24 protein-coding genes are annotated in these 17,939 nt (G+C 71.8%); 8 read left to right on the plus strand and 16 right to left on the minus strand.

Annotated features, from left to right (window positions below; genetic code table 11):
- Window positions 1-6: 6 nt before the first annotated feature.
- A complete protein-coding gene (locus tag A3CE_RS0119530) occupies window positions 7-894 on the plus strand; it encodes an alpha/beta fold hydrolase (RefSeq protein ID WP_020641796.1) in 888 nt (295 codons plus the stop codon).
- 55 nt (window positions 895-949) lie between these two features.
- Here A3CE_RS0119530 and A3CE_RS0119535 read toward each other — a convergent pair whose 3' ends face one another.
- Entirely contained in the window at window positions 950-1,711 is a 762-nt protein-coding gene (locus tag A3CE_RS0119535; protein ID WP_020641797.1) for a 2-keto-4-pentenoate hydratase, read from the minus strand.
- Window positions 1,708-2,508: a 2-keto-4-pentenoate hydratase gene (locus A3CE_RS0119540; protein WP_020641798.1), complete on the minus strand. Its 801-nt coding sequence runs from the start codon at window positions 2,506-2,508 to the stop codon at window positions 1,708-1,710. The genes A3CE_RS0119535 and A3CE_RS0119540 overlap by 4 nt, the downstream gene beginning before the upstream one ends.
- Before the next feature lie 138 nt (window positions 2,509-2,646).
- Between A3CE_RS0119540 and A3CE_RS0119545 the strand changes: the two genes are divergently transcribed.
- The 3 genes from A3CE_RS0119545 (at window position 2,647) to A3CE_RS0119555 (ending at window position 4,309) form a co-directional block, all read left to right on the plus strand.
- Window positions 2,647-3,150, plus strand: coding sequence for a VOC family protein (locus tag A3CE_RS0119545; protein ID WP_020641799.1), 504 nt, complete (start codon window positions 2,647-2,649; stop codon window positions 3,148-3,150).
- 161 nt (window positions 3,151-3,311) lie between these two features.
- The gene (locus A3CE_RS0119550; protein WP_020641800.1) at window positions 3,312-3,884 is read left to right on the plus strand and encodes a hypothetical protein; all 573 of its coding nucleotides are present in this window, start codon (window positions 3,312-3,314) and stop codon (window positions 3,882-3,884) included.
- Between the two features lie 23 nt (window positions 3,885-3,907).
- Window positions 3,908-4,309, plus strand: a complete 402-nt coding sequence (locus tag A3CE_RS0119555; protein WP_020641801.1) for a CoA-binding protein — start codon at window positions 3,908-3,910, stop codon at window positions 4,307-4,309.
- Here the strand turns inward: A3CE_RS0119555 and A3CE_RS0119560 are convergent.
- The 13 genes from A3CE_RS0119560 to A3CE_RS0119620 form a co-directional block, all read right to left on the minus strand.
- On the minus strand, window positions 4,306-4,833 hold the full coding sequence (locus A3CE_RS0119560; protein WP_026468661.1) for an NHL repeat-containing protein: 528 nt from the start codon (window positions 4,831-4,833) through the stop codon (window positions 4,306-4,308). The two genes, A3CE_RS0119555 and A3CE_RS0119560, sit on opposite strands and share 4 nt — an antisense overlap.
- A 74-nt stretch (window positions 4,834-4,907) precedes the next feature.
- Window positions 4,908-5,474 carry a GvpL/GvpF family gas vesicle protein gene (locus tag A3CE_RS0119565; RefSeq protein WP_020641803.1) on the minus strand — a complete coding sequence of 189 codons (567 nt, stop codon included), beginning with the start codon at window positions 5,472-5,474 and terminating at the stop codon, window positions 4,908-4,910.
- Window positions 5,471-5,797, minus strand: coding sequence for a gas vesicle protein GvpJ (gene gvpJ / locus A3CE_RS0119570; RefSeq protein WP_020641804.1), 327 nt, complete (start codon window positions 5,795-5,797; stop codon window positions 5,471-5,473). The genes A3CE_RS0119565 and gvpJ (A3CE_RS0119570) overlap by 4 nt, the downstream gene beginning before the upstream one ends.
- Window positions 5,797-6,087, minus strand: coding sequence for a gas vesicle protein K (locus tag A3CE_RS51335; protein ID WP_020641805.1), 291 nt, complete (start codon window positions 6,085-6,087; stop codon window positions 5,797-5,799). Before A3CE_RS51335 ends, gvpJ (A3CE_RS0119570) begins: the two co-directional genes overlap by 1 nt.
- Entirely contained in the window at window positions 6,084-6,281 is a 198-nt protein-coding gene (gene gvpJ / locus A3CE_RS51340) for a gas vesicle protein GvpJ (RefSeq protein ID WP_020641806.1), read from the minus strand. Before gvpJ (A3CE_RS51340) ends, A3CE_RS51335 begins: the two co-directional genes overlap by 4 nt.
- Window positions 6,274-7,008, minus strand: coding sequence for a GvpL/GvpF family gas vesicle protein (locus tag A3CE_RS0119585; protein WP_020641807.1), 735 nt, complete (start codon window positions 7,006-7,008; stop codon window positions 6,274-6,276). Before A3CE_RS0119585 ends, gvpJ (A3CE_RS51340) begins: the two co-directional genes overlap by 8 nt.
- On the minus strand, window positions 7,005-7,316 hold the full coding sequence (locus A3CE_RS0119590) for a gas vesicle protein (protein ID WP_043790943.1): 312 nt from the start codon (window positions 7,314-7,316) through the stop codon (window positions 7,005-7,007). The genes A3CE_RS0119585 and A3CE_RS0119590 overlap by 4 nt, the downstream gene beginning before the upstream one ends.
- A gap of 17 nt (window positions 7,317-7,333) precedes the next feature.
- Complete coding sequence (gene gvpO, locus A3CE_RS55280) at window positions 7,334-7,663, minus strand: gas vesicle protein GvpO (protein ID WP_020641809.1); 330 nt, start codon at window positions 7,661-7,663, stop codon at window positions 7,334-7,336.
- A gap of 183 nt (window positions 7,664-7,846) precedes the next feature.
- Entirely contained in the window at window positions 7,847-8,527 is a 681-nt protein-coding gene (locus tag A3CE_RS0119600; RefSeq protein WP_020641810.1) for a response regulator transcription factor, read from the minus strand.
- The gene (locus A3CE_RS0119605; protein ID WP_245589552.1) at window positions 8,527-9,918 is read right to left on the minus strand and encodes a sensor histidine kinase; all 1,392 of its coding nucleotides are present in this window, start codon (window positions 9,916-9,918) and stop codon (window positions 8,527-8,529) included. The genes A3CE_RS0119600 and A3CE_RS0119605 overlap by 1 nt, the downstream gene beginning before the upstream one ends.
- A gap of 100 nt (window positions 9,919-10,018) precedes the next feature.
- A complete protein-coding gene (locus A3CE_RS0119610; RefSeq protein WP_020641812.1) occupies window positions 10,019-10,735 on the minus strand; it encodes a type 1 glutamine amidotransferase in 717 nt (238 codons plus the stop codon).
- Complete coding sequence (locus A3CE_RS0119615; RefSeq protein WP_026468664.1) at window positions 10,728-11,921, minus strand: MurT ligase domain-containing protein; 1,194 nt, start codon at window positions 11,919-11,921, stop codon at window positions 10,728-10,730. Before A3CE_RS0119615 ends, A3CE_RS0119610 begins: the two co-directional genes overlap by 8 nt.
- Before the next feature lie 91 nt (window positions 11,922-12,012).
- The gene (locus A3CE_RS0119620) at window positions 12,013-12,936 is read right to left on the minus strand and encodes an NADP-dependent oxidoreductase (protein WP_026468665.1); all 924 of its coding nucleotides are present in this window, start codon (window positions 12,934-12,936) and stop codon (window positions 12,013-12,015) included.
- Between the two features lie 76 nt (window positions 12,937-13,012).
- Here A3CE_RS0119620 and A3CE_RS0119625 point away from each other — a divergent pair, with 76 nt between their 5' ends.
- From A3CE_RS0119625 to A3CE_RS0119640, 4 genes are all read left to right on the plus strand, one after another.
- Complete coding sequence (locus A3CE_RS0119625) at window positions 13,013-13,618, plus strand: TetR/AcrR family transcriptional regulator (RefSeq protein ID WP_020641815.1); 606 nt, start codon at window positions 13,013-13,015, stop codon at window positions 13,616-13,618.
- 359 nt (window positions 13,619-13,977) lie between these two features.
- Window positions 13,978-14,760 (plus strand): IclR family transcriptional regulator, encoded by a 783-nt coding sequence (locus tag A3CE_RS0119630; protein ID WP_020641816.1) that lies wholly within the window; start codon window positions 13,978-13,980, stop codon window positions 14,758-14,760.
- Window positions 14,761-14,905: 145 nt separating this feature from the next.
- Entirely contained in the window at window positions 14,906-16,597 is a 1,692-nt protein-coding gene (locus A3CE_RS0119635; protein WP_020641817.1) for an L-lactate permease, read from the plus strand.
- A 9-nt stretch (window positions 16,598-16,606) separates the two neighbouring features.
- On the plus strand, window positions 16,607-17,161 hold the full coding sequence (locus A3CE_RS0119640) for an HD domain-containing protein (RefSeq protein WP_020641818.1): 555 nt from the start codon (window positions 16,607-16,609) through the stop codon (window positions 17,159-17,161).
- Here the strand turns inward: A3CE_RS0119640 and A3CE_RS0119645 are convergent.
- The gene (locus A3CE_RS0119645) at window positions 17,135-17,935 is read right to left on the minus strand and encodes a hypothetical protein (RefSeq protein WP_020641819.1); all 801 of its coding nucleotides are present in this window, start codon (window positions 17,933-17,935) and stop codon (window positions 17,135-17,137) included. The genes A3CE_RS0119640 and A3CE_RS0119645 overlap by 27 nt on opposite strands.
- Window positions 17,936-17,939 lie beyond the last annotated feature (4 nt).

The raw sequence follows: 17,939 nt of genomic DNA on the forward strand, positions 1-17,939 counted from the left end.
GGGACGATGGCGGAACGCGTCGCGCGGGTCAACGGCATCGAGCTGTGCCACGAGACGTTCGGCACTGTGGACGGGCGGGCCCTGCTGCTCGTGATGGGCCTCGGCGCGCCGATGATCTGGTGGGACGACGAGTTCTGCGAAAGCCTGGCCGCGCAGGGGTTCCGCGTGATCCGCTTCGACAACCGGGACGCCGGGCGGTCGAGCCGGATGCGCGGCCGGCCGAACCTCGCGCAGGCGTACCTGCTGCGCAGCGCGCCGTACTCGCTGGAGGACATGGCCGACGACGCCGCCGGGCTGCTGGACGCGCTGGGCGTTCCCGCCGCGCACGTGGCCGGCGCGTCGATGGGCGGGATGATCGCGCAGACGCTGGCTTTCCGGCACCCGGAGCGGGTGCGGTCGCTGACGTCGATCATGTCGAGCACCGGCGGCAGGCTGGTCGGACGGCCGAGCCCCCGGGCAATGTCGATGTCGATTTCGATGCTGCTCGCCACGCCGCCGCGCACCCGCGCGGACTACGTCGAGTTGCTCGTCCGCACGTTCCGGCTGATCGGCTCGCCCGGCTACCCGTTCGACGAGGAACGGATGCGGGACCGGGCCCAGCGCACGTACGACCGCGGCGTGCACCCGGGCGGCACCCTCCGCCAGCTCGCCGCGATCATGGCCGAGCACGACCGCTCACCGCGGCTGGGGAAGGTGCGGGTGCCGGCCCTGGTGGTCCACGGCGCGCGCGACCCGCTAGTGCACGTCTCGGGCGGACGCGCCACGGCACGCGCCATCCCCGGCGCGGACCTCGACGTCGTCCCCGGCATGGGCCACGACCTGCCCCGCGCGGTGTGGCCGCGGGTGATCAGGGGCATCACCCGGATCGCCGACCGCGCCGAAGCGGCGAACTGACGCGTCATTCGCGTGATTGAGCGCGGATCTCGCGTGATTGGAGGGACGACACGGGTCAAGCGGAGAGGGTTATCGAGCCCAGGTGGGAGAAGTGGGCCGCGATGCGGGAGCCCCGGCGGACCGGGACCGCGTCCGTCATGCCGCCGGTCAGGACCAGCCAGCCCGGTTCCAGGGCCAGGCCTCGCGCGCCCAGCGCGTTCGCCGCCAAGGCCAGGGCTTCCGCCGGGTGGCCCTGGACCGCCGCTCCCGTCGCCGTGTCGACGATCTGGCCGTCGACCTCCAGCAGGGCCGCTTCCAGGGACAAGTCCAGAGAAGCCGGCGGCAGGCCCACCGGGCCGACGCCGAAGTACGCCGACGAGCCGTTGTCGGCGACGGCGTCCGGGAGCGTGAAGCGGTAGTCGGCGTACCGGCTGTCGATGACCTCGATGCCGCCGTACACGCGGTCGACGGCGGCCAGTGCCGTCGCCGCGGTGACGCCGGGGCCCGCCAGCGGACGGCCCAGGACGAACACCAGCTCCGGCTCGGCCCGCGGGTGGATCAGCGCGTCGTGCGGCAGCGGCGCGCCCGCCGGCAGCACCATCGCGTCGGTGAGCCAGGCCAGCAGCGGCGAGTCGATGCCCATCCGCTGCTGCTTGGCCCGCGACGTCAGGCCGAGCTTCAGCCCGACGAGCGTCTCGCCGCGGGCGCGCCGCAGCCGCAGGGCCTCGTCCTGGATCGCGTACGCCGTCTCGACGTCCAGATCCGGCCAGCCGGAAGAGAGCGGCGCGCGCTCCGAGGTCGTCCCCAGCAGCGAAGCCGCTGCCTCGCGCACGTTCATGATTCCTCCGAAGCGGGAGCGAAGACCGCGGTGACGCTGCCGATGCCGGCGATGGTCGCGACGATCGTGTCGCCCGGCGACACCGGGATCGCCCGGGTCATCGAGCCCGGCAGCACGACGTGCCCGGGCTCCAGGGTGACGCCCAGCGGCCCCACCGTGTTCGCCAGCCACACCAGCGAGTTCAGCGGCGACCCGAGCACCGCGCCGCCGGCACCGGTCGCCGCCACCGAACCGTTCTGGTACAGCACGCAGCCCGCCAGCCGCAGGTCGGCGGCCGAAAGCGCGGTCGGGCTGCTGCCCAGCACCACCCCGCCGGAGGACGCGTTGTCGGCGATCGTGTCGAACAGCGAGATCTTCCAGTCCTGGATCCGCGAATCGACGATCTCCAGCGACGGCAGCACGAAGTCGACCGCCCGCACGGCGTCGGCGACCGTGACGCCGGGGCCGCGCAGTGCCGAGCCGAGCACGAACGCGATCTCCGGTTCGATGCGCGGCTGCAGGAACGCGGCCGTCGGGATCGGCTGGTGCTCCAGGTGGAACATGCTGCCGGTGAGGTGCCCGTAGTCGGGCTGGTCGACGCCCATCTGCCGCTGCATCGCCGCCGACGCGAGGCCGACCTTGTGCCCGCGGACGGCGTCGCCGGCTTCGACCCAGCGGCGCACCTGCTCCTGCTGGATCCGGTACGCGTCCTCGACCCCCGCGTCCGGGTAGGTCTTGATCAGCGGCTCGATCGGCTCACGCTCGGCATAGGCCCGCGCCAGTACGGCGGCGGCCTCCTGCACCCTGCTGACGTCCACCTCCGGAACTCTGCCGGGCGCGCCCGCGCGGCACAAGCACCGATGTTCCACCCAGCGGAACTCTCGCCAGGCAATCTCTTGCGCGCGAGATAAATGCGGCGTAGCTTGGGAGACACACCAGGAAGGGACGTGAGGGACATGGCACCGACCCAGGCCGAGGTCGCCAAGCTCGCCGAGATCCGCGACGAACTGCGCGAGCGCCACCTGCACCCCGCCGCCGAGCGACCGGCGACGAACGGCCGCGGCATCCACCACACCGCGCTGATCTCCAGCGACGTCGCGCGGACCATCGAGTTCTACCAGGACGTCCTCGGCTTCCCGCTCACCGAGCTGATCGAGAACCGGGACTACCCGGGCTCCAGCCACTTCTTCTTCGACGTCGGCAACGGCAACGCGGTCGCCTTCTTCGACCTGCCCGGTCTGGACCTCGGCCCGTACGCGGAAGTCCTCGGTGGACTGCACCACCTGGCGCTGTCGGTCACGCCCGAACGGTGGAGCGTCATCAAGGACAAGCTCGACGAGGCCGGCGTGCAGTACCTCCTGGAAAGCAAGACGTCGATCTATCTGTCCGACCCGGACGGTGCCCGTGTCGAGCTGATCTCCGACCCCCTCGGCGAGATGTACGGCGAGAAGATCGGCTGAAAGCGTGGTCCGGGCGTCGCGCGCCAACTAGCCTGTGCCGATCGCGACTGATCCGATCACAGTCACGGCCGGATGGCTTCGGAGCAACGGTTACGTGCCGTTCAGGGGGCCGGCCTGCTTTTGACCGGATCAGTCACCTGTGCGCGACGCCTGGAGGTCCGATGCCCGACTGGTCGCTCTCCCGCGCGAAAGCGCGGCTCGATCGCCGCGAACTGCTCGACGAACTCACCGCGCGCACCCGGTTCGAGGTGCGACTGCACCTGAACGAGCCGGCGACGAACGGCGCCTACGACGAGCTCACGAGCATCTTCGCGATCGGGCACGGCGAATGCGCCGCCCTCCTCAAGCACCACCGCCTGCTGCCCTGGTGGGAACGATCGCTGTTGTTCCGGTACGCGCGCCGCATGCACGGCAAGGCGATCACGCGCAGTGTCGGCGTGGTTCCCGCCGAAGTGGCCCCGCAGGCGGCCCGCGCCTTCGGCGCCGAAATCGCCGAACTGGCTCCCGGCGCCGGGGACACCGGCGCGAAGTACGACCTGCAGGGCCGTGGCCTGCTGACCGTGTTCCGGATCGCCATCGGCGCCAGGGGCTCGACCTGGCCGGACCGCCACGAGGTCGCGACGACGACCGCCCGCAACATCCTGACGTGCGCGGCGACCTTCGCCCACCGCAAGCCGTGGCACGTCGTCTGGCCGGTCTATCGCGTGTGTGGCCTGCGCCTGTGGAAGCTTTGACGCCCACCGCGCGTTCCACCGGTATGAACGCGGAGCAGATCCTCGAGAGCGCGAAGACGATCGCCGTCGTCGGCCTGAGCCGGGACCCGGCCAAGGCCGCGCACGGCGTCCCGGCGGTCCTGCAGGCGCACGGCTTCCGGATCATCCCGGTGCACCCGACCGCGACCGAGCTGCTCGGCGAGAAGGTCTACCGGTCGCTGAAGGACATCCCGGAGCCGGTCGACCTCGTCGACGTCTTCCGGCCGTCCCCGGAGACACCCGGCATCGCCCGCGACGCCGTCGAGATCGGCGCCAAGGCGTTGTGGCTGCAGCAGGGCATCGTCTCCGCCGAAGCACGCCGTATCGCCGAAGAAGGCGGCCTGGACTACGTCGAGAACCGGTGCACCGCCGTGGTCCGCGCGACGGCCGCGATCTCGAAGAACTAGCCGGACGCTCCGAAGTGGACGATGCGGTGGTTGCCCGTCTCGGCGACCCAGACACCGCCCACGCCGTCGTCGGCCATGTCCCTCGGCGAGCCGATCGGCTCGGTCGTGTCGGACAGCGCGGCGCCCGTGCGGGTGCAGAACCGGGCCACGCGCCCGGTGTCGTCGACCAGCAGCCGCCCGGCGTGGTCCAGTGCGACGCCACGAGGCCGGACCAGGCCGGCGAACTCGCGCACGAACCCGCCCCACCACGAGAACTGCACCACCCGGCGGTTGCCGGTGTCGGCGACGTAGACGTGGCCCGCCGCGTCGACTGCCACCCCTTCCGGCGCCTTGAGCCGCCCGGCCAGGACGCGCACGAGCGCGCCGTCGCGGGTGAACGCCTGGACGCGGTCGTTGCCGGTGTCCGCCACCCACACGTGGCCGCGGGCGTCGACGGCGATCCCGGACGGCGTGCGGAACTGCCCCGGCCCGGCGCCGGGTCCGCCGAACGCACGCGGGAGCGCCGCGAGTTCGCTGCTGGTCACGGCACCAGGATCACCGGCCGCGAGCCACGGCGGCCAGGGCCGGGACGAGTGTTCAGCGACTGTTCCGCCCCCGATCACCAGCTCCAGCGCGAACACGTCCGCCGGTCGAGGAAGCTGTACGCGGGCAGTGGCCCGACCCACTCGGCCCGGACCTCGCCACCGCCGTCGAGCCCGGTGACGGCGTCGCGGACGACGAGCAGGTCGCCCAGCCCGACCAGGAACGCCCACCGCTCGTCGGCGGACTCGCCCGCCGGCAGGGACACCGAGTCGCGGGCCCGTTCGGCGACCTCTGAGAGCAGCACGTCGGAGCGCGTCGCGCGCCACGCCGACCCGGGTTCGGTGAACCGGAGGCAGACGTGCACTTCGGCCAGGCCGTCGAGCCGGTCGAGGTCGGCGCGGTAGGTGCCGGCGGCCGGGGCCAGCACGTCGGCGCGGACGGCGTCCTCGTCCTCGGCCACGGTGCCGAACCGGACCGGCAGCACCGGGCCGCCCTCGACGAGCGCGGACACCACCGCGAGGTGCACCGCCGGATCGGGCTGGGCGGGTGCTTCCCCGACGACCATCGCCAGGTCCTCCCAGCACACCGTGCGCGGTGCCCGCGGATGCCCGGCCCGCACGACGCCGTAGAGCTGCAGCGTCACGGCTGGTCGACCGTGACGGCCGGCTCCATCGGAACAGCGACGGCCTGGGTCGGCGGTGGGGGCGGGATCAGCCCGACGGTCTGCCCGAGCCCCATGGAGATCTGCCCGGGGTGGGGGGTGTTCGCCTGCGCGTTGACCCGCTGCATCGCTTCGAGGTAGCGGATGTAGGTGTCGACGCTGGCGATCACGATCCGGGCCTCGATCGCCAGCAGCTCGATGCCGATCAGGGACACCTTCACCGAAGCGTCGATGACGAGTCCCTTGTCCAGCAGGATGTTGAGGGTGTCGGCGAGTCCGCCGCCGGTCTGTCCGGGTGTGGTCACTACGGTCTTCGTCCTTCCGTTTCCAGGATGCCGGCCGGGATGTCGTCCGGGATGCCATCGGGGATGCCATCGGGGATGCCATCGAGGGCTGTGCGGATTTCGGCGAAGCGGAGCTCCAGCCCGATCAGGGCCTGGCCGAGCGCTTCGATCTGGTCCGGGGTGAGCGTGCCGGCGTCGAGGCGCCGCAACGCCTGCCGCTCCAGCACTTCCTTGAGGATGTCGAGCACGGTGACGACCAGGTGGCCGAGCCCGCGCCCGGCGTCGGCGGTGATCCGGACGGGCTGGCTCATCCCGGCGGCCCCTCGATCCCGAGCAGCAGCAGCCGCAGGTCGAGCCGCACCAGGTCGATGCCGGCGAGCGAGATGATCACGTCGCCGGTCACCACGGCGCCGCGGTGCACGACCCGGTCGAGCAGGTCGGCGACGGCCTCGACGGCGTTGCCGCCGTTGCCGCGGCCGACCTCGAAGATCTCGACGTCAGCCACGAGCGGCCACCCCGAGCTCGACGTCGGTGAACGAGTACGGCGGCCAGGGCCCGGAGGTCTCGACCGTCGCCCCCACCATGCGCAGCTCGCGGGCGAACCACTCGAACTCGGCGTGGAACGCGGCCTCCCGCCCGGTTTCCACCAGGTAGGCGGTGTTGACCAGCACTCCGTGCGGCCGGGCCCGCTCGACGCTGCCGGCGGCGTGCCGGCGCAACGCGCTCTCGAGCCGCCCGGCGGCGCCGAAGACGTCTTCCCGGGCCTGCTGGATCGCCTTCAGCCGTTCGCGCCGCCGGACGAGGTACTGCGTCCCGGTCAGGCCCGCGGCGTCCGGTTTGCTGGTCGCGGCGGGTTCGGTGTGCCGCACGCGGACCCCCCACTCGCGGTGGCCGGCCACCTCGTCGAGGCACTCGCGGGCCTGGTCGTAGGCGGTCTCCAGGAGCCGCAGCGCGGCGGCCTCGCCGTCGATGACCGTGCCGAACCGCAGCGGCAGCACGGGTTCGTGGCGGAAGACCGCGCGCACCACGGCGTCGTGCTCGCGGGCCAGCTCGGCGAGCGCGCCGTCGACCGGATCGAGCGTGTCTATGCGGTCGAAGCGCGCCGGCGCCACGTCGGCGACGACCACGCCGAGGTCGCGGTAGCCGATGAGCCGCGGCGCCGGGGTCATGTCCAGTTCGGCCGGGCGGTTGCGGGTGATCGCGTACGCGCACAGCCAGTGGGGGGTGCTCACCGCGGTTCGTCCCTCCCGCCCGGCACGGGCAGCCGGGCCTCCAGTTCGGCGACGCGAGCCGCCAGGTCCAGTTTTTCGACATCGCCGCCCAGCTCGGCGCGGGCGGCATTCGGCGAAAAGAACGGATCGTTCGTCCACCAGTCCATGCCCATTTCGCGAGCGGTCTGGGCGGAAGCGATGAACAGCCGGATACGCAGGGTCAGCAATTCGATGTCGACGACGCTCACCCCGATGTCACCGGCAATCACAACGCCCTTGTCGAGCACGCGTTCCAGGATGTCCGCCAATGAATCGGACGAAGTGCCCAATCGGGTCGACCTTCCTTTCAGGAATCGGTGGCACCCCGGGTGAACCGCCGCAGCCGCTCACACGCGCCGAGTTCGCCGTCTTCGTCGACGTCCACCCGGTAGGTGGCCATCACACTGGTGGAGTCCGGGATCCGGGCCAGCTCGACGACGTCGACGAGCACGGACCAGCCGCCGCCGGGGCGGCTCCGGACCCCGGTCACGGCGTGCGGAGTCAGCCCGGTCACCAAACCGAACTGGGCTTTCGCCACGCCGATGGCGTCGACGAGCCGCAGCCCGGAAACGGATTTCCCGGCGGCTTCCGAAGAGTTTTTATTTTGGGCAGGGATCGGCAGAGGCGATTCCGTCATCGCTTTCCTTGTCGAGGGTGCTGCCCACCGTAGCAACAGCGACGAACATACGCAGCGCGGTCACGGCACCGTATTTTTCACCGGTTCGCGAGGATGATTGGGCGATCCGCCCCAACCGGCAGGGGCAAACGGCGCAACACCGGACCACCCAGCGGGACCAATTTCCCCCGAACGGCCGCTATATCACGATCGGGTAACGTCTACCAGCCGGTAGCCCACGCCGCGGACCGTCTCGATGGTGTGGGTGCCGAACGGCGCGTCGATCTTGCGCCGCAGGTACCCGATGTACACCTCGACGACGTTCTCGTCGCCGTCGTAGTGCGCGTCCCAGACGTGGCCGAGGATCTCGTTCTTCGACAGCGCCGTCCCCGCCCGGCGCAGCAGGAACTCCAGCAGCCCGAACTCCCGCGCGGTCAGCTCGATCCGCTTTTGTCCTCGGTGGACTGTCCGGGCGGAAGGGTCGAGCCGCAGGTCGCCCGCCTCCAGCACGGCGGGGCGGGCCGGGGCACCGCGCCGCAGCAACGCCCGCAGCCGGGCGATGAGCACGACGAAGGAGAACGGCTTGGACAGGTAGTCGTCGGCGCCGAGGTCGAACGCGTCGGCTTCGTCGTACTCGCCGTCCTTCGCCGTCAGCATCAGCACCGGCGTCCAGTTCTCGGCCGCCCGCAGGCGCTTGAGCACCTCGTAGCCGGACAGCTCGGGCAGCATGATGTCGAGCACCACGACGTCGTACGCGTGCTCGGTCGCCCGCCAGAGCCCCTCGCGACCGGTGTGCGCGACCTCGGCGGTGAACCCCTCGGCGACCAGCCCGCGCCGCAGCGTCTCCGCGAACTCGCGCTCGTCCTCCACGATCAGCAGGCGCACTACTCCTCCTCCTTCGGCAGGGCGATCACCGGCAGCTCGATCACGAACCGCGCGCCTGGCTCCTCCGACGCGGCGTAGCGCGCCCGGCCGCCGTGGCGCGCCGCGATGCCGGCGACGATCGGCAGGCCCAGCCCGGTGCCGCCGTGCCCGCGCTGCCGCGACGCGTCGAGCCGGACGAACCGCTCGAAGATCCGCTCCCGGTCGGCTTCCCCGACGCCGGGACCGTCGTCGCTCACTTCGACGACGGCGAGGTCGCCGCGCACCACGCTGCAGACACGGATCCGCGAGCGCGCGTGCCCGCGGGCGTTGTCGACCAGGTTCCGCACCGCCCGCCGCAGCTGCGCCTCACTGCCGTGCACCTTCGCCGGCCCGGCCCGGACCTCGACGTCCACCGTGCTTTCGCCGCGCACCCGCTCGGCTTCGGCCCGGACGATGTCGTCGAGGTCGACCTCGGTGCGCTGCGGCCGGTCGGTCGTGTCGTCGGTGCGGGCCAGCATGAGCAGGTCGTCGACGAGCTCGCGCAGCCGCGCGGTCTCCCGGGCGATCACCGGCACCAGGTCGCCGGTGCTTTCCGGGTGCCGCCCGGAGACGTCGAGCGCGGTGCTGATCGTGGACAGCGGCGAGCGCAGCTCGTGGCTGGCGTCCGCGACGAACCGGCGTTGCGCGGCCTGCGCCGACGCGAGCCTGGACAACATTTCGTTGAGCGTCACGGCCAGGCGGTGCACCTCGTCGCCGCCCGGCGGCAGCGGCACGCGCGCGGCGAGGTCGCGCGTCGAGATCTCCGCGACGGTCCGGCGCATCCGCTCGACCGGCCGCAGCGCCGAGCCGACCGCGCGGTACACCGCGAGACCGGAGGTCGCCAGCAGCGGCACCGCGATCAGGCCGAGCAGCAGCGTCAGCCGGGTCGACGCCTCCGTGACCGGTTCCAGCGAGCGCGCGGAGATCACCGTGAACGGCCCGCCCGGCCCGGTCACGTCCTGCGACACGACGCGGTAGTCGGCGCCGTCACCGTTCAGCCCGAGCGGCAGCGTCTCGATGGTCTCGTACCCGACGGCCGGGCGCGCCGTGGTCAGCGGCGGGTGCCCGACGATCGCCGGGTCGCTCGCGATGGGCTTGCCCCGCGCGTCCAGCACCTGCGTGACGGCTTCGGTGTCGCCGGTGCTGGCGACGTCGCTCGCGCTCAGGTCACGCGCCCCTTCGCGGACGAGCTGGATGGCGACCTGCCGTCCGGTGCTGCGGGCACTCTCGGTGACGCTGCGGTCGAGGGACTCCTCCAGCAGCAGCACCACGACCACCCCCGCGACGGCGAGGGCCAACGCGAGCGCGAAGACCGCCACCGCGGTCGTGCGCATCCGGACGCCGGTCGCGGCGATCACCCTGCCGAGTCTCACCAACGCAGCGTAACGACTGGCCCAGAACCCGCCCGCCCCAATGCGGCGTCGGGTGCGTAAATCGACAGAGGCGGCGGGGCGAAGTGGCTGGACCACGGGCTCACCGGCGGCGGCGCGGGGTGACGAGCCGCTCCCCCCGCAGGCGCTCGACCTCGGGCAGGCTCAACGGGCCGAGCGGGTGCCCGGCCGTCCAGGACAGCAGCAGGTCGGCCAGCGCGGGGTTGCGGGCGAGCGCCGGGCCGTGCAGGTACGTGCCGACGACCCGGTCCGTCACCGCGCCTTCGGTGCCGTCGCCGTTGCCCGTGCCGCGCACGACGTGCCCGAGCGGTTCGCTGTCGGCACCGAGCTTGCTGACGCCCAGGTGGTTCTCGAACCCGGTCAGCGAGGCGCCGTCCAGGAGCCGCGAGGGGGTCGCGACCAGTTCGGCGACCGCGCGGCGCTCGCCGGGTTCGGTGGTGACGTCGAGCAGGCCGAGCCCGTCGTGGTCGACGCCGTCGAGGCCGCGGAAGCGGGTGCCGAGCACCTGCAGGCCGGCGCACACGCCGAACACCACCGCGCCGGCCGCGACCGCCCGCCGCAGGCCGGGGTACTTCCGCAGGTGCGCGGCGGCCAGGGTCTGGGCGCCGTCCTCGCCACCACCGAGCAGATACAGATCCAAAGTGGACGGTACCGGCTCGCCGAGCCCGACCGGGACGACCTCCGCGTCGAACCCGCGCCACTGCAGCCGTTTGCTCAGCACCTGCGCGTTGCCGGTGTCACCGTAGGTACCGAGCACCTCCGGCAGGAGAAGTCCGATGTGGACGGTCGAGTCAGGCATCTGCCAGCCTGCCCACCAGGTCGCGGAAGGCGGTGTAGTTGGCGACCAGCTCGACGGCGCCGGGCGGCAGCGCGTCGATCGCGGCGACCGGGTCCGGCTCGGCCCAGTGCGCGACCTCGGCGTAGCAGAGCCGCACGGACAGGTCGGCGCCGCGCTCGCCGGTCACGACCACCTGGCGCCCGCGGAGCCGCTCGAAGTGCACGTCCCAGAGCCAGGACAGGTCCCGGCCGTCGGCCTCCTGGGCGTTCACCGCGACGACGACCGGGGTGTCCTCGTCCAGCACGCGCAGCGTTTCCACCCAGCCGGCCGGGTTCTTCGCCAGCATCAGCCGCACGGAGTGCCGCGACCGGCGGACCGTCCGGTAACGGCCGCCGATGTCGGTGATGGTCCGCAGCCGGGCCGCCGCCGTGTGCGGCGGCACGCCGAGCCGGTGCGCCGCGGCCAGCGCGAGCGCGGCGTTCGCGCGGTTGGCGTCGCCGGGCAGCCGCAGGTCCAGGTCGACTTCGCGGCCGCCCGGCGTGCGGACGAGGTCGCCTTCGAGCGTCCAGGCGGGTTCCGGCCGGGCGAGCCCGCACGCGCAGCCCCAGTTCCGGTCGTGGCTTTCGACCCGGCCTTCGCACCGCGGGCACGCCGTCGAGTCACCGCTCCAGCGGCGGCCCGCGCCGACCCACACCGGCTTCGCGGCCACGCTCGCCGCGGACGTCACCAGGACGTCGTCGCAGTTCGCGACGACCACCGTGCCGGGCAGCTCCGCGATCGCGGCTCGCAGGTCACGCTCGGTGGCGCGGACCTCGCCGACCCGGTCCAGCTGGTCGCGGCTCAGGTTGAGCAGCACCAGCACCGCGGGCTGGACCTGGTCGGCGACCCAGGGCACGTAGGCCTCGTCCACCTCGAGGACCGCGTACGGCGCGTCCGGCCGGGCGGTGAGCGCGGCGAGGACGCCGTCGGGCATGTTGGAACCGTCGCTGTTGGCGGCGACCTCGGCCAGCGCCTCCAGCGCGCGGGTGAGCATCAGCGACGTCGTCGTCTTGCCGTTGGTGCCCGTGACGAGCACGATGGTGCGTTCCCGCCCGAGGCGGCGCAGGGCACGCGGATCGAGCGCCAGCGTGACGCGGCCGCCGATCATGCCACCGCGGCCGAGCCCGGAGCTGCGGGACAGCCAGGCGGTCAGCCGACCGGCGGCCACGGACGCGCGAGTGCGGAAAGGGCTTCGGACGGTCACCGGCGCATCGTGCGCGCCGGGCGCTGTGAGTTTCCTGAGTCCGTGACGCCGCTCTCTAGAGAGTGACGACGACCTTGCCGTGGACGTGCCGCCCGGCCTGCAATGCGACGGCGTCGCGGATCCGTTCGACCGGGAAGACGGCGGCGATCGGCACGGTGAGCTCGCCGGCGAGGATCGCGTCGGTGATCCGCGCCAAGGCGCCGGGTTCGGCGTCGGCACCGCCGGTGGCACGCACCCCGCCGGGCGGCTGCGGGCCGGCGGCGATCGTGGCGATCCGCTCGGGCGGGACGCCGAGTTTTCGCGCGGCCTCCGCCGCCTCGGTGCCGTAGAGGTCCGTCGCCGCGGTGATGTCGCCCAGGTCCCGGACCCGGTCCGCCAGGCCGGGCCCGTAGGCGACGGGCTCGGCGCCGAGCTCGCGCAGGAACGGGAAGGTGCCCTCCGAGGCGGTGCCGATCACGGTGGCGCCGGCGAGTTTCGCGAGCTGGACGGCGAAGATGCCCACGCCACCGGCGGCCCCGCCGATCAGGACGGTGTCACCGGCCCGCAGGCCGACGGCGGCCAGCGCGGCGGCCGCGGAGGACCCGGCGACCGGGAGCGTGCTCGCCACCTCGTCGCTGATGCCGTCCGGCGTGGGAAAGAGGCCGTCGGGCGCCTGCGCGGGTGCCTTGACGACCACGAAGTCGGCGACCGCCCGGCCGAGCGCGCCGCCGTGGACGCGATCGCCCACGGCGAAGCCGGTGACACCGGACCCGGCCTCGTCGACCACGCCGGCGAAGTCGTACCCGAAGCCGGACGGCAGGGTGATGCCGAACTCCGCGGCCGCCTCGGGCCGCGAGGCGAGGCCCCAGTCCATCGGGTTCAGCCCGGCGGCCGCCACGCGGACGCGCACCTCGCCGGGGCCGGCGTGCGGCTCCGGGACGTCTCGCAGCTCCAGCACCTCGGGACCGCCGAACTTCTCGTAAATGACAGCTCTGCTCATGGAGACCTCCCAGTGATAAGACTTGGTCCCGTCACCGTACACCTGCGACGGGACCAAGTGCCGTAAACTTCCTTTCATGGCTCGCTGGGAACCGAACGCACCGGAGCGGCTGAGCAAGGCCGCCCTCGAACTGTTCGCCGAGCGCGGCTACGAGAACACGACGGTGATCGACATCGCGCAGCGCGCGGGCCTGACGAAGAGCACGTTCTTCCGCCACTTCCAGGACAAGCGCGAAGTGCTCTTCGGCGGAGGCACGCTGGCCGGCCTGCTGACCGGGGCGATCGCCGCGGCGCCGGCCTCCGCCACGGCGTTCGAAGCGGTGGTCCACGCGATGGACGCGGTGGGCCGGGAAGCTTTCACACCGGATCGTCGCGAGTTCGGCGCCCTGCGGCGCGCGGTGATCGCCGCCAATCCGGAACTGCGGGAGCGGGAAGCACTGAAGGGCTTGGCGCTCACCTCGGCGATGACCGAAGCACTTCGGGAGCGTGGCGTGCCCGAGGTGACTGCGTGCGTCGCCGCGGAGTTGGGCGCGCTCGCGATGAAGATCGCCCATGAGCGGTGGGGTGCCGCGACTTGCGGGGACTTCGGCGAAGCCGCGCGGCTGGCCTTCGACGAGGTACAGGCGGCTATTGCCGCCGAGACTTCTTCGGGACCGGTTGCGGCGAAGTCCTCGGCGCGCTGACGCCGCTGCCGCGGTGTCTTGAATGAGTCATTCAAGACCTCCAGCGAGCCGCCGGCCGGGCAGACCGGGCGGCCCCAAAGCAGCCCCGTCCTCTCCAGGGAGGTCCGGTCCCGCGCATTCACGGATATGAACGACAACGTTGTCGAACTTGTCGAATGCCGCCGGTTGCCAGCGCGCAACCGCCATAGGTAGGAAACTTAACCATCGGATGTTGTACCAATTAGCGTTCGCAAGTACCGCCATTGTTCCGAGTTATTGCAAGATCTTCCGCTGATTCATCGGAGGTGTTACCGTCCAACCCCACCCAGCGGAAAGGCGTACCGCTGAGCGGAAACGGGGAACGTCCAACGGAGGACAACGTGGGACCGGAGCGCGGGCTGGAACAGAGCGGCACTCTCGAACGCGGGCTGGCAGTGCTCGAGCACGTGGGCCGGCACCAGGAGATTTCCACCAATGCGATCGCGCGGCAACTGGGACTTTCCCGCAGTGCCGCCTACCGCATCGTCGGCACCCTCAAGAACCTCGAGTACCTCGAAGCCGACCAGGTCACCGGCCGGGTCCGGCTGGGGACGCGGCTGGTCGAGCTCGGGGCGCGGGCGATGGCCGCCACCGATCTGCACCGGTGTGCGCCGCGGTACCTCGCGTCGCTCGCGGAACGGTCCGGTGAGACCACCTATCTCGCCGTGCCCGACAACGACACCATGGTCTACGTCGCCACCGAACGCAGTGCCAGCGCCGTGACGCTGGCTTGCCGGCTCGGGACGCGGCGGCCGCAGCACGCGACGTCGCTCGGCAAGGCCTGGCTGGCCGCGCTGCCCGAGGCCGACCGCGCCGAGCGCGTCCGGCGGATGAAGCTGGATCCCTTGACGCTCAAGACGATCAGCGACCCGCACCGGCTGCTCGACGACCTGGCGAAGACGAGCCGCCGGGGCTGGGCGATCGACGAGGTCGAGAACGAGCCGGACGTCGGCTGCGTCGCCGCCGCCGTCCGGGACCACTCGGGACGGCCGATCGCCGCCATCAGCATCGCCGGGCCGGCGCCGCGGGTGCTGCGCCGGCTCGACGAACTCGGTGCCTCCGTCGCCGGGACCGCCGCCGCCCTGTCCCTGCGGCTCGGGTACGTCCGGGGCCGGCCCGCCTGATCGCCCGAACCCGGCAAAGAACCCGGCACACTGTGCCGATCGTTACTAATCCGACCACAGCCACGGCCGAATGGCTTCGTAGCAACGGTTACGTGCCGTGCGGGGGGTCGGCCTACTTTTTGGCCAGATTAGTAAGGAGCCGACCGTGACCTGGATCCAGGACTACCAGCCGGCGGGCGGGCTGTGGGTTTCCGCGCTGCTCGCCGCGCTCCCGATCATCGTGCTGCTGGTTTCGCTCGGGGTGATCCGCTTCTCCGCGCACCTTTCGGCGGCACTGGCACTGGTCACCGCGCTGGGCGTGGCCCTGCTGCTGTACCGGATGCCGGCCGCGCTGGCCTTCGACTCCGCGGCGATGGGCCTCGTGTTCGGCGTGTGGTCGGTCGCCTGGATCGCGTTCCACGCCGTGTACTTCCACAACGTCACCGTCGCCACCGGCCGGTTCGACGCGATCAAGCGCGTGCTCGCCGGGTTCAGCGAGGACCGGCGGCTGCAGGCGCTGCTCATCGCGTTCAGCTTCGGCGCGCTGCTCGAAGGCGTGGCGGGCGGCGGGTCGCCGATCGCGATCACCGCGGCGATGATGGCCGCGCTCGGGTTCCCGCCGGTGAAGGCCGTCGTGCTGGCGCTGCTGGCGAACACCGCGCCGGTGGCGTTCGGCGGGCTGGGCAACCCGCTGATCGTGCTCGGCAGGCTGACCGCGCCGATCATGCACCTCAAGCAGGACCAGGCGACCGAGCTGTTCTCGGCGATGGTCGGCCGTCAGGTACCCGTGCTGGCGCTGATCATCCCGGCGTTCCTGGTCGTGGTCCTGGCCGGCTGGAAGCGCATGCTCGAGGTGTGGCCGGCGGTGCTGACCGCCGGGCTCGCGTTCGCGGCCATGCAGTTCGTCGCGTCCAACTACATCAGCGCCAGCCTGGTCGACGTCCTCGCCGCGCTCACCGCGATGGCCGCGCTGTGGATCCTGACCCGGTTCTGGCAGCCGGCGACGGTGTGGCGCTTCGACGGCGAGGAAGCCGCGGTCAAGAGCAAGAGCCTGGGAGCCGCCGAGGCCGAGCGCGGCGCGCTCTACGCGTGGATGCCGTACATCATCCTGATCCTGGCGATCTTCCTGTCGCGGATCGGCACGATCTTCAAGAACCTGCCCGGCTGGCTGGACCTGACCAAGCTGCTGCACAAGGCGGACTGGGTCTTCGCGTGGCCGGGCCTGCACAACCACGTCGTGCAGCACCCGCCGATCACGGCGAAGAACGCGCCGTACGCGGCGACGCTCACCGTCGACTTCCTGTTCTCCCCGGGCACGATCGCCCTGATCGCCGCGGTGATCGCCGGCTTCGCGATGGGCGCGCGGCCGGGACTGTTGCTGAAGACCTACCGGAGCACGCTGTTCCAGATGCGCTGGGCGCTCGCGACGATCTTCATGATCCTGGCGATCGCGTTCGTGATGAACTACTCGGGCGCGACGCAGACGCTGGGCCTGGCCCTGGCGACGACCGGCGCGGCCTTCCCGCTGTTCTCGGCCTACATCGGCTGGCTGGGCGTGTTCCTGACCGGCTCAGACGCGTCGACGAACAGCCTGTTCGGCCCGATGCAGGTGATCTCGGCGCAGCAGCTGAACCTGAACCCGATCCTGGCGGGCGCGACCAACACGTCCGGCGGCGTCATGGGCAAGATGATCTCGCCGCAGAACCTGTCGATCGGCGCGACGGCGATCGGGCAGAGCGGCAAGGAAGGCTCACTGCTGCGGCAGACATTCCTGTGGTCACTGCTGCTGACGGCGGTGGTCGGGGTGATCTCCCTGCTCCAGGCGACGATCCTGACGGCGATGATCCCGTCGCCCTAGGCTGGGCGCATGAGTTCAGACGGTCTCGCGTCCTTCGGCTACGAGCTGGGCCTGCTCAAGCGCGTCCGGCGGTCGGGCTGGTGGCACGCGGGGGTCCGCGACCCGGAGTCGGTCGGCGAGCACAGCCTCCGGGCCGCGCAGCTGGCCGCGCTGATCGCGGCGGAGGAAGGAGCGTCGCCGGAGCGGGCGGCGTTCCTGGCGATCTGGCACGACACGCAGGAGACGCGCACCGGCGACCTGCCGCTGACGGCGGTCGGCTACCTGCGCAAGCCGGAGCCGCGGGAGATCACGGCGGACCAGACGGCGTCGCTGCCGGAGCAGTCCCGGGACCTGGTCCGCGGCGCGGTGGACGAGTACGAAACCCGTTCCTCGGCCGAGGCGTTGTGCGCGAAGGACGCGGACAAGCTGGAGATGCTGCTGCAGGCGCTGGAATACCGGGACATCGGCGTGCGGCCCGTCGACGAGTGGATCGAGTCGGCGCGGAAGGGGCTCACGACCGAGACCGCGCGGAAGATCGCCGAAGCGGCGTTGACGTTGTCACCGCTCTCCTGGCGCGATCGGTGACTCCCAGTCGGCGATCGCCGCCGACCTGACCGTCCCGTCCGCGATGCTGTGCGAGATCAGGCTGTGCGACTGGCGGAACCGCTGGCGAGCCTGCGCGAACAGGTAGCCGTCGACGATCACGGTCCCCGCCAGCAGGAGCACCTTGACCCACGCGGGCACGGACAGGTCGACGCACACCGCCACCGCGAGGATCGGCAACGGCAGCAAGATGGCGTCGCGGAACTCGCTCTCCCCCTTGATCCGGCTGAATTCGGCGTACAGCTCCGGTTTCGCGACGATCAGCCGCGGTGACATGAACAGCACCTGGTGCACCGCGTCGAGCGCGAGCCGGTCGATCTCGTGCCGGTCGTCCCCGCGCGGTGTGGCGTCGGACGTCGTGCTGTCCTGGTGCCGCCGGTAGTCCAGGCGGATCCGATCGCGGACGCGGACGAGCGCGCGCGTGCTGAGCGGCCGGAACACCGAGAGCAGCCCGCGTGGCCACCGGTCGAGGCTGTCCGGCGTCAGCCGCCTCAGGTAGGCGGCGCTCAGCTGGAAGAACACCGACTGCATGAACGTGCCGGTCACCTCGCCGATCAGCAGGCACAGCACGCTGATCGCGGCAAGGCGGCCGCCGGTGCCGAACAGCTCCAGCAGCTCGAGCGCCGGTTTCCCCAGCAGATCCGCCGACGGCGGGTGGTAGTGGCCGATCAGCAGCCAGCCGGCGCAGAACCACATGTAGCCCGCGACCAGCGCGCTGCGGACGTCCCGGAAGCCGGGCAGCAGGGAGGCGAGCACGACG

Origin of the sequence: Amycolatopsis balhimycina FH 1894, from assembly GCF_000384295.1 — a bacterium.
GTDB lineage: Bacteria > Actinomycetota > Actinomycetes > Mycobacteriales > Pseudonocardiaceae > Amycolatopsis > Amycolatopsis balhimycina.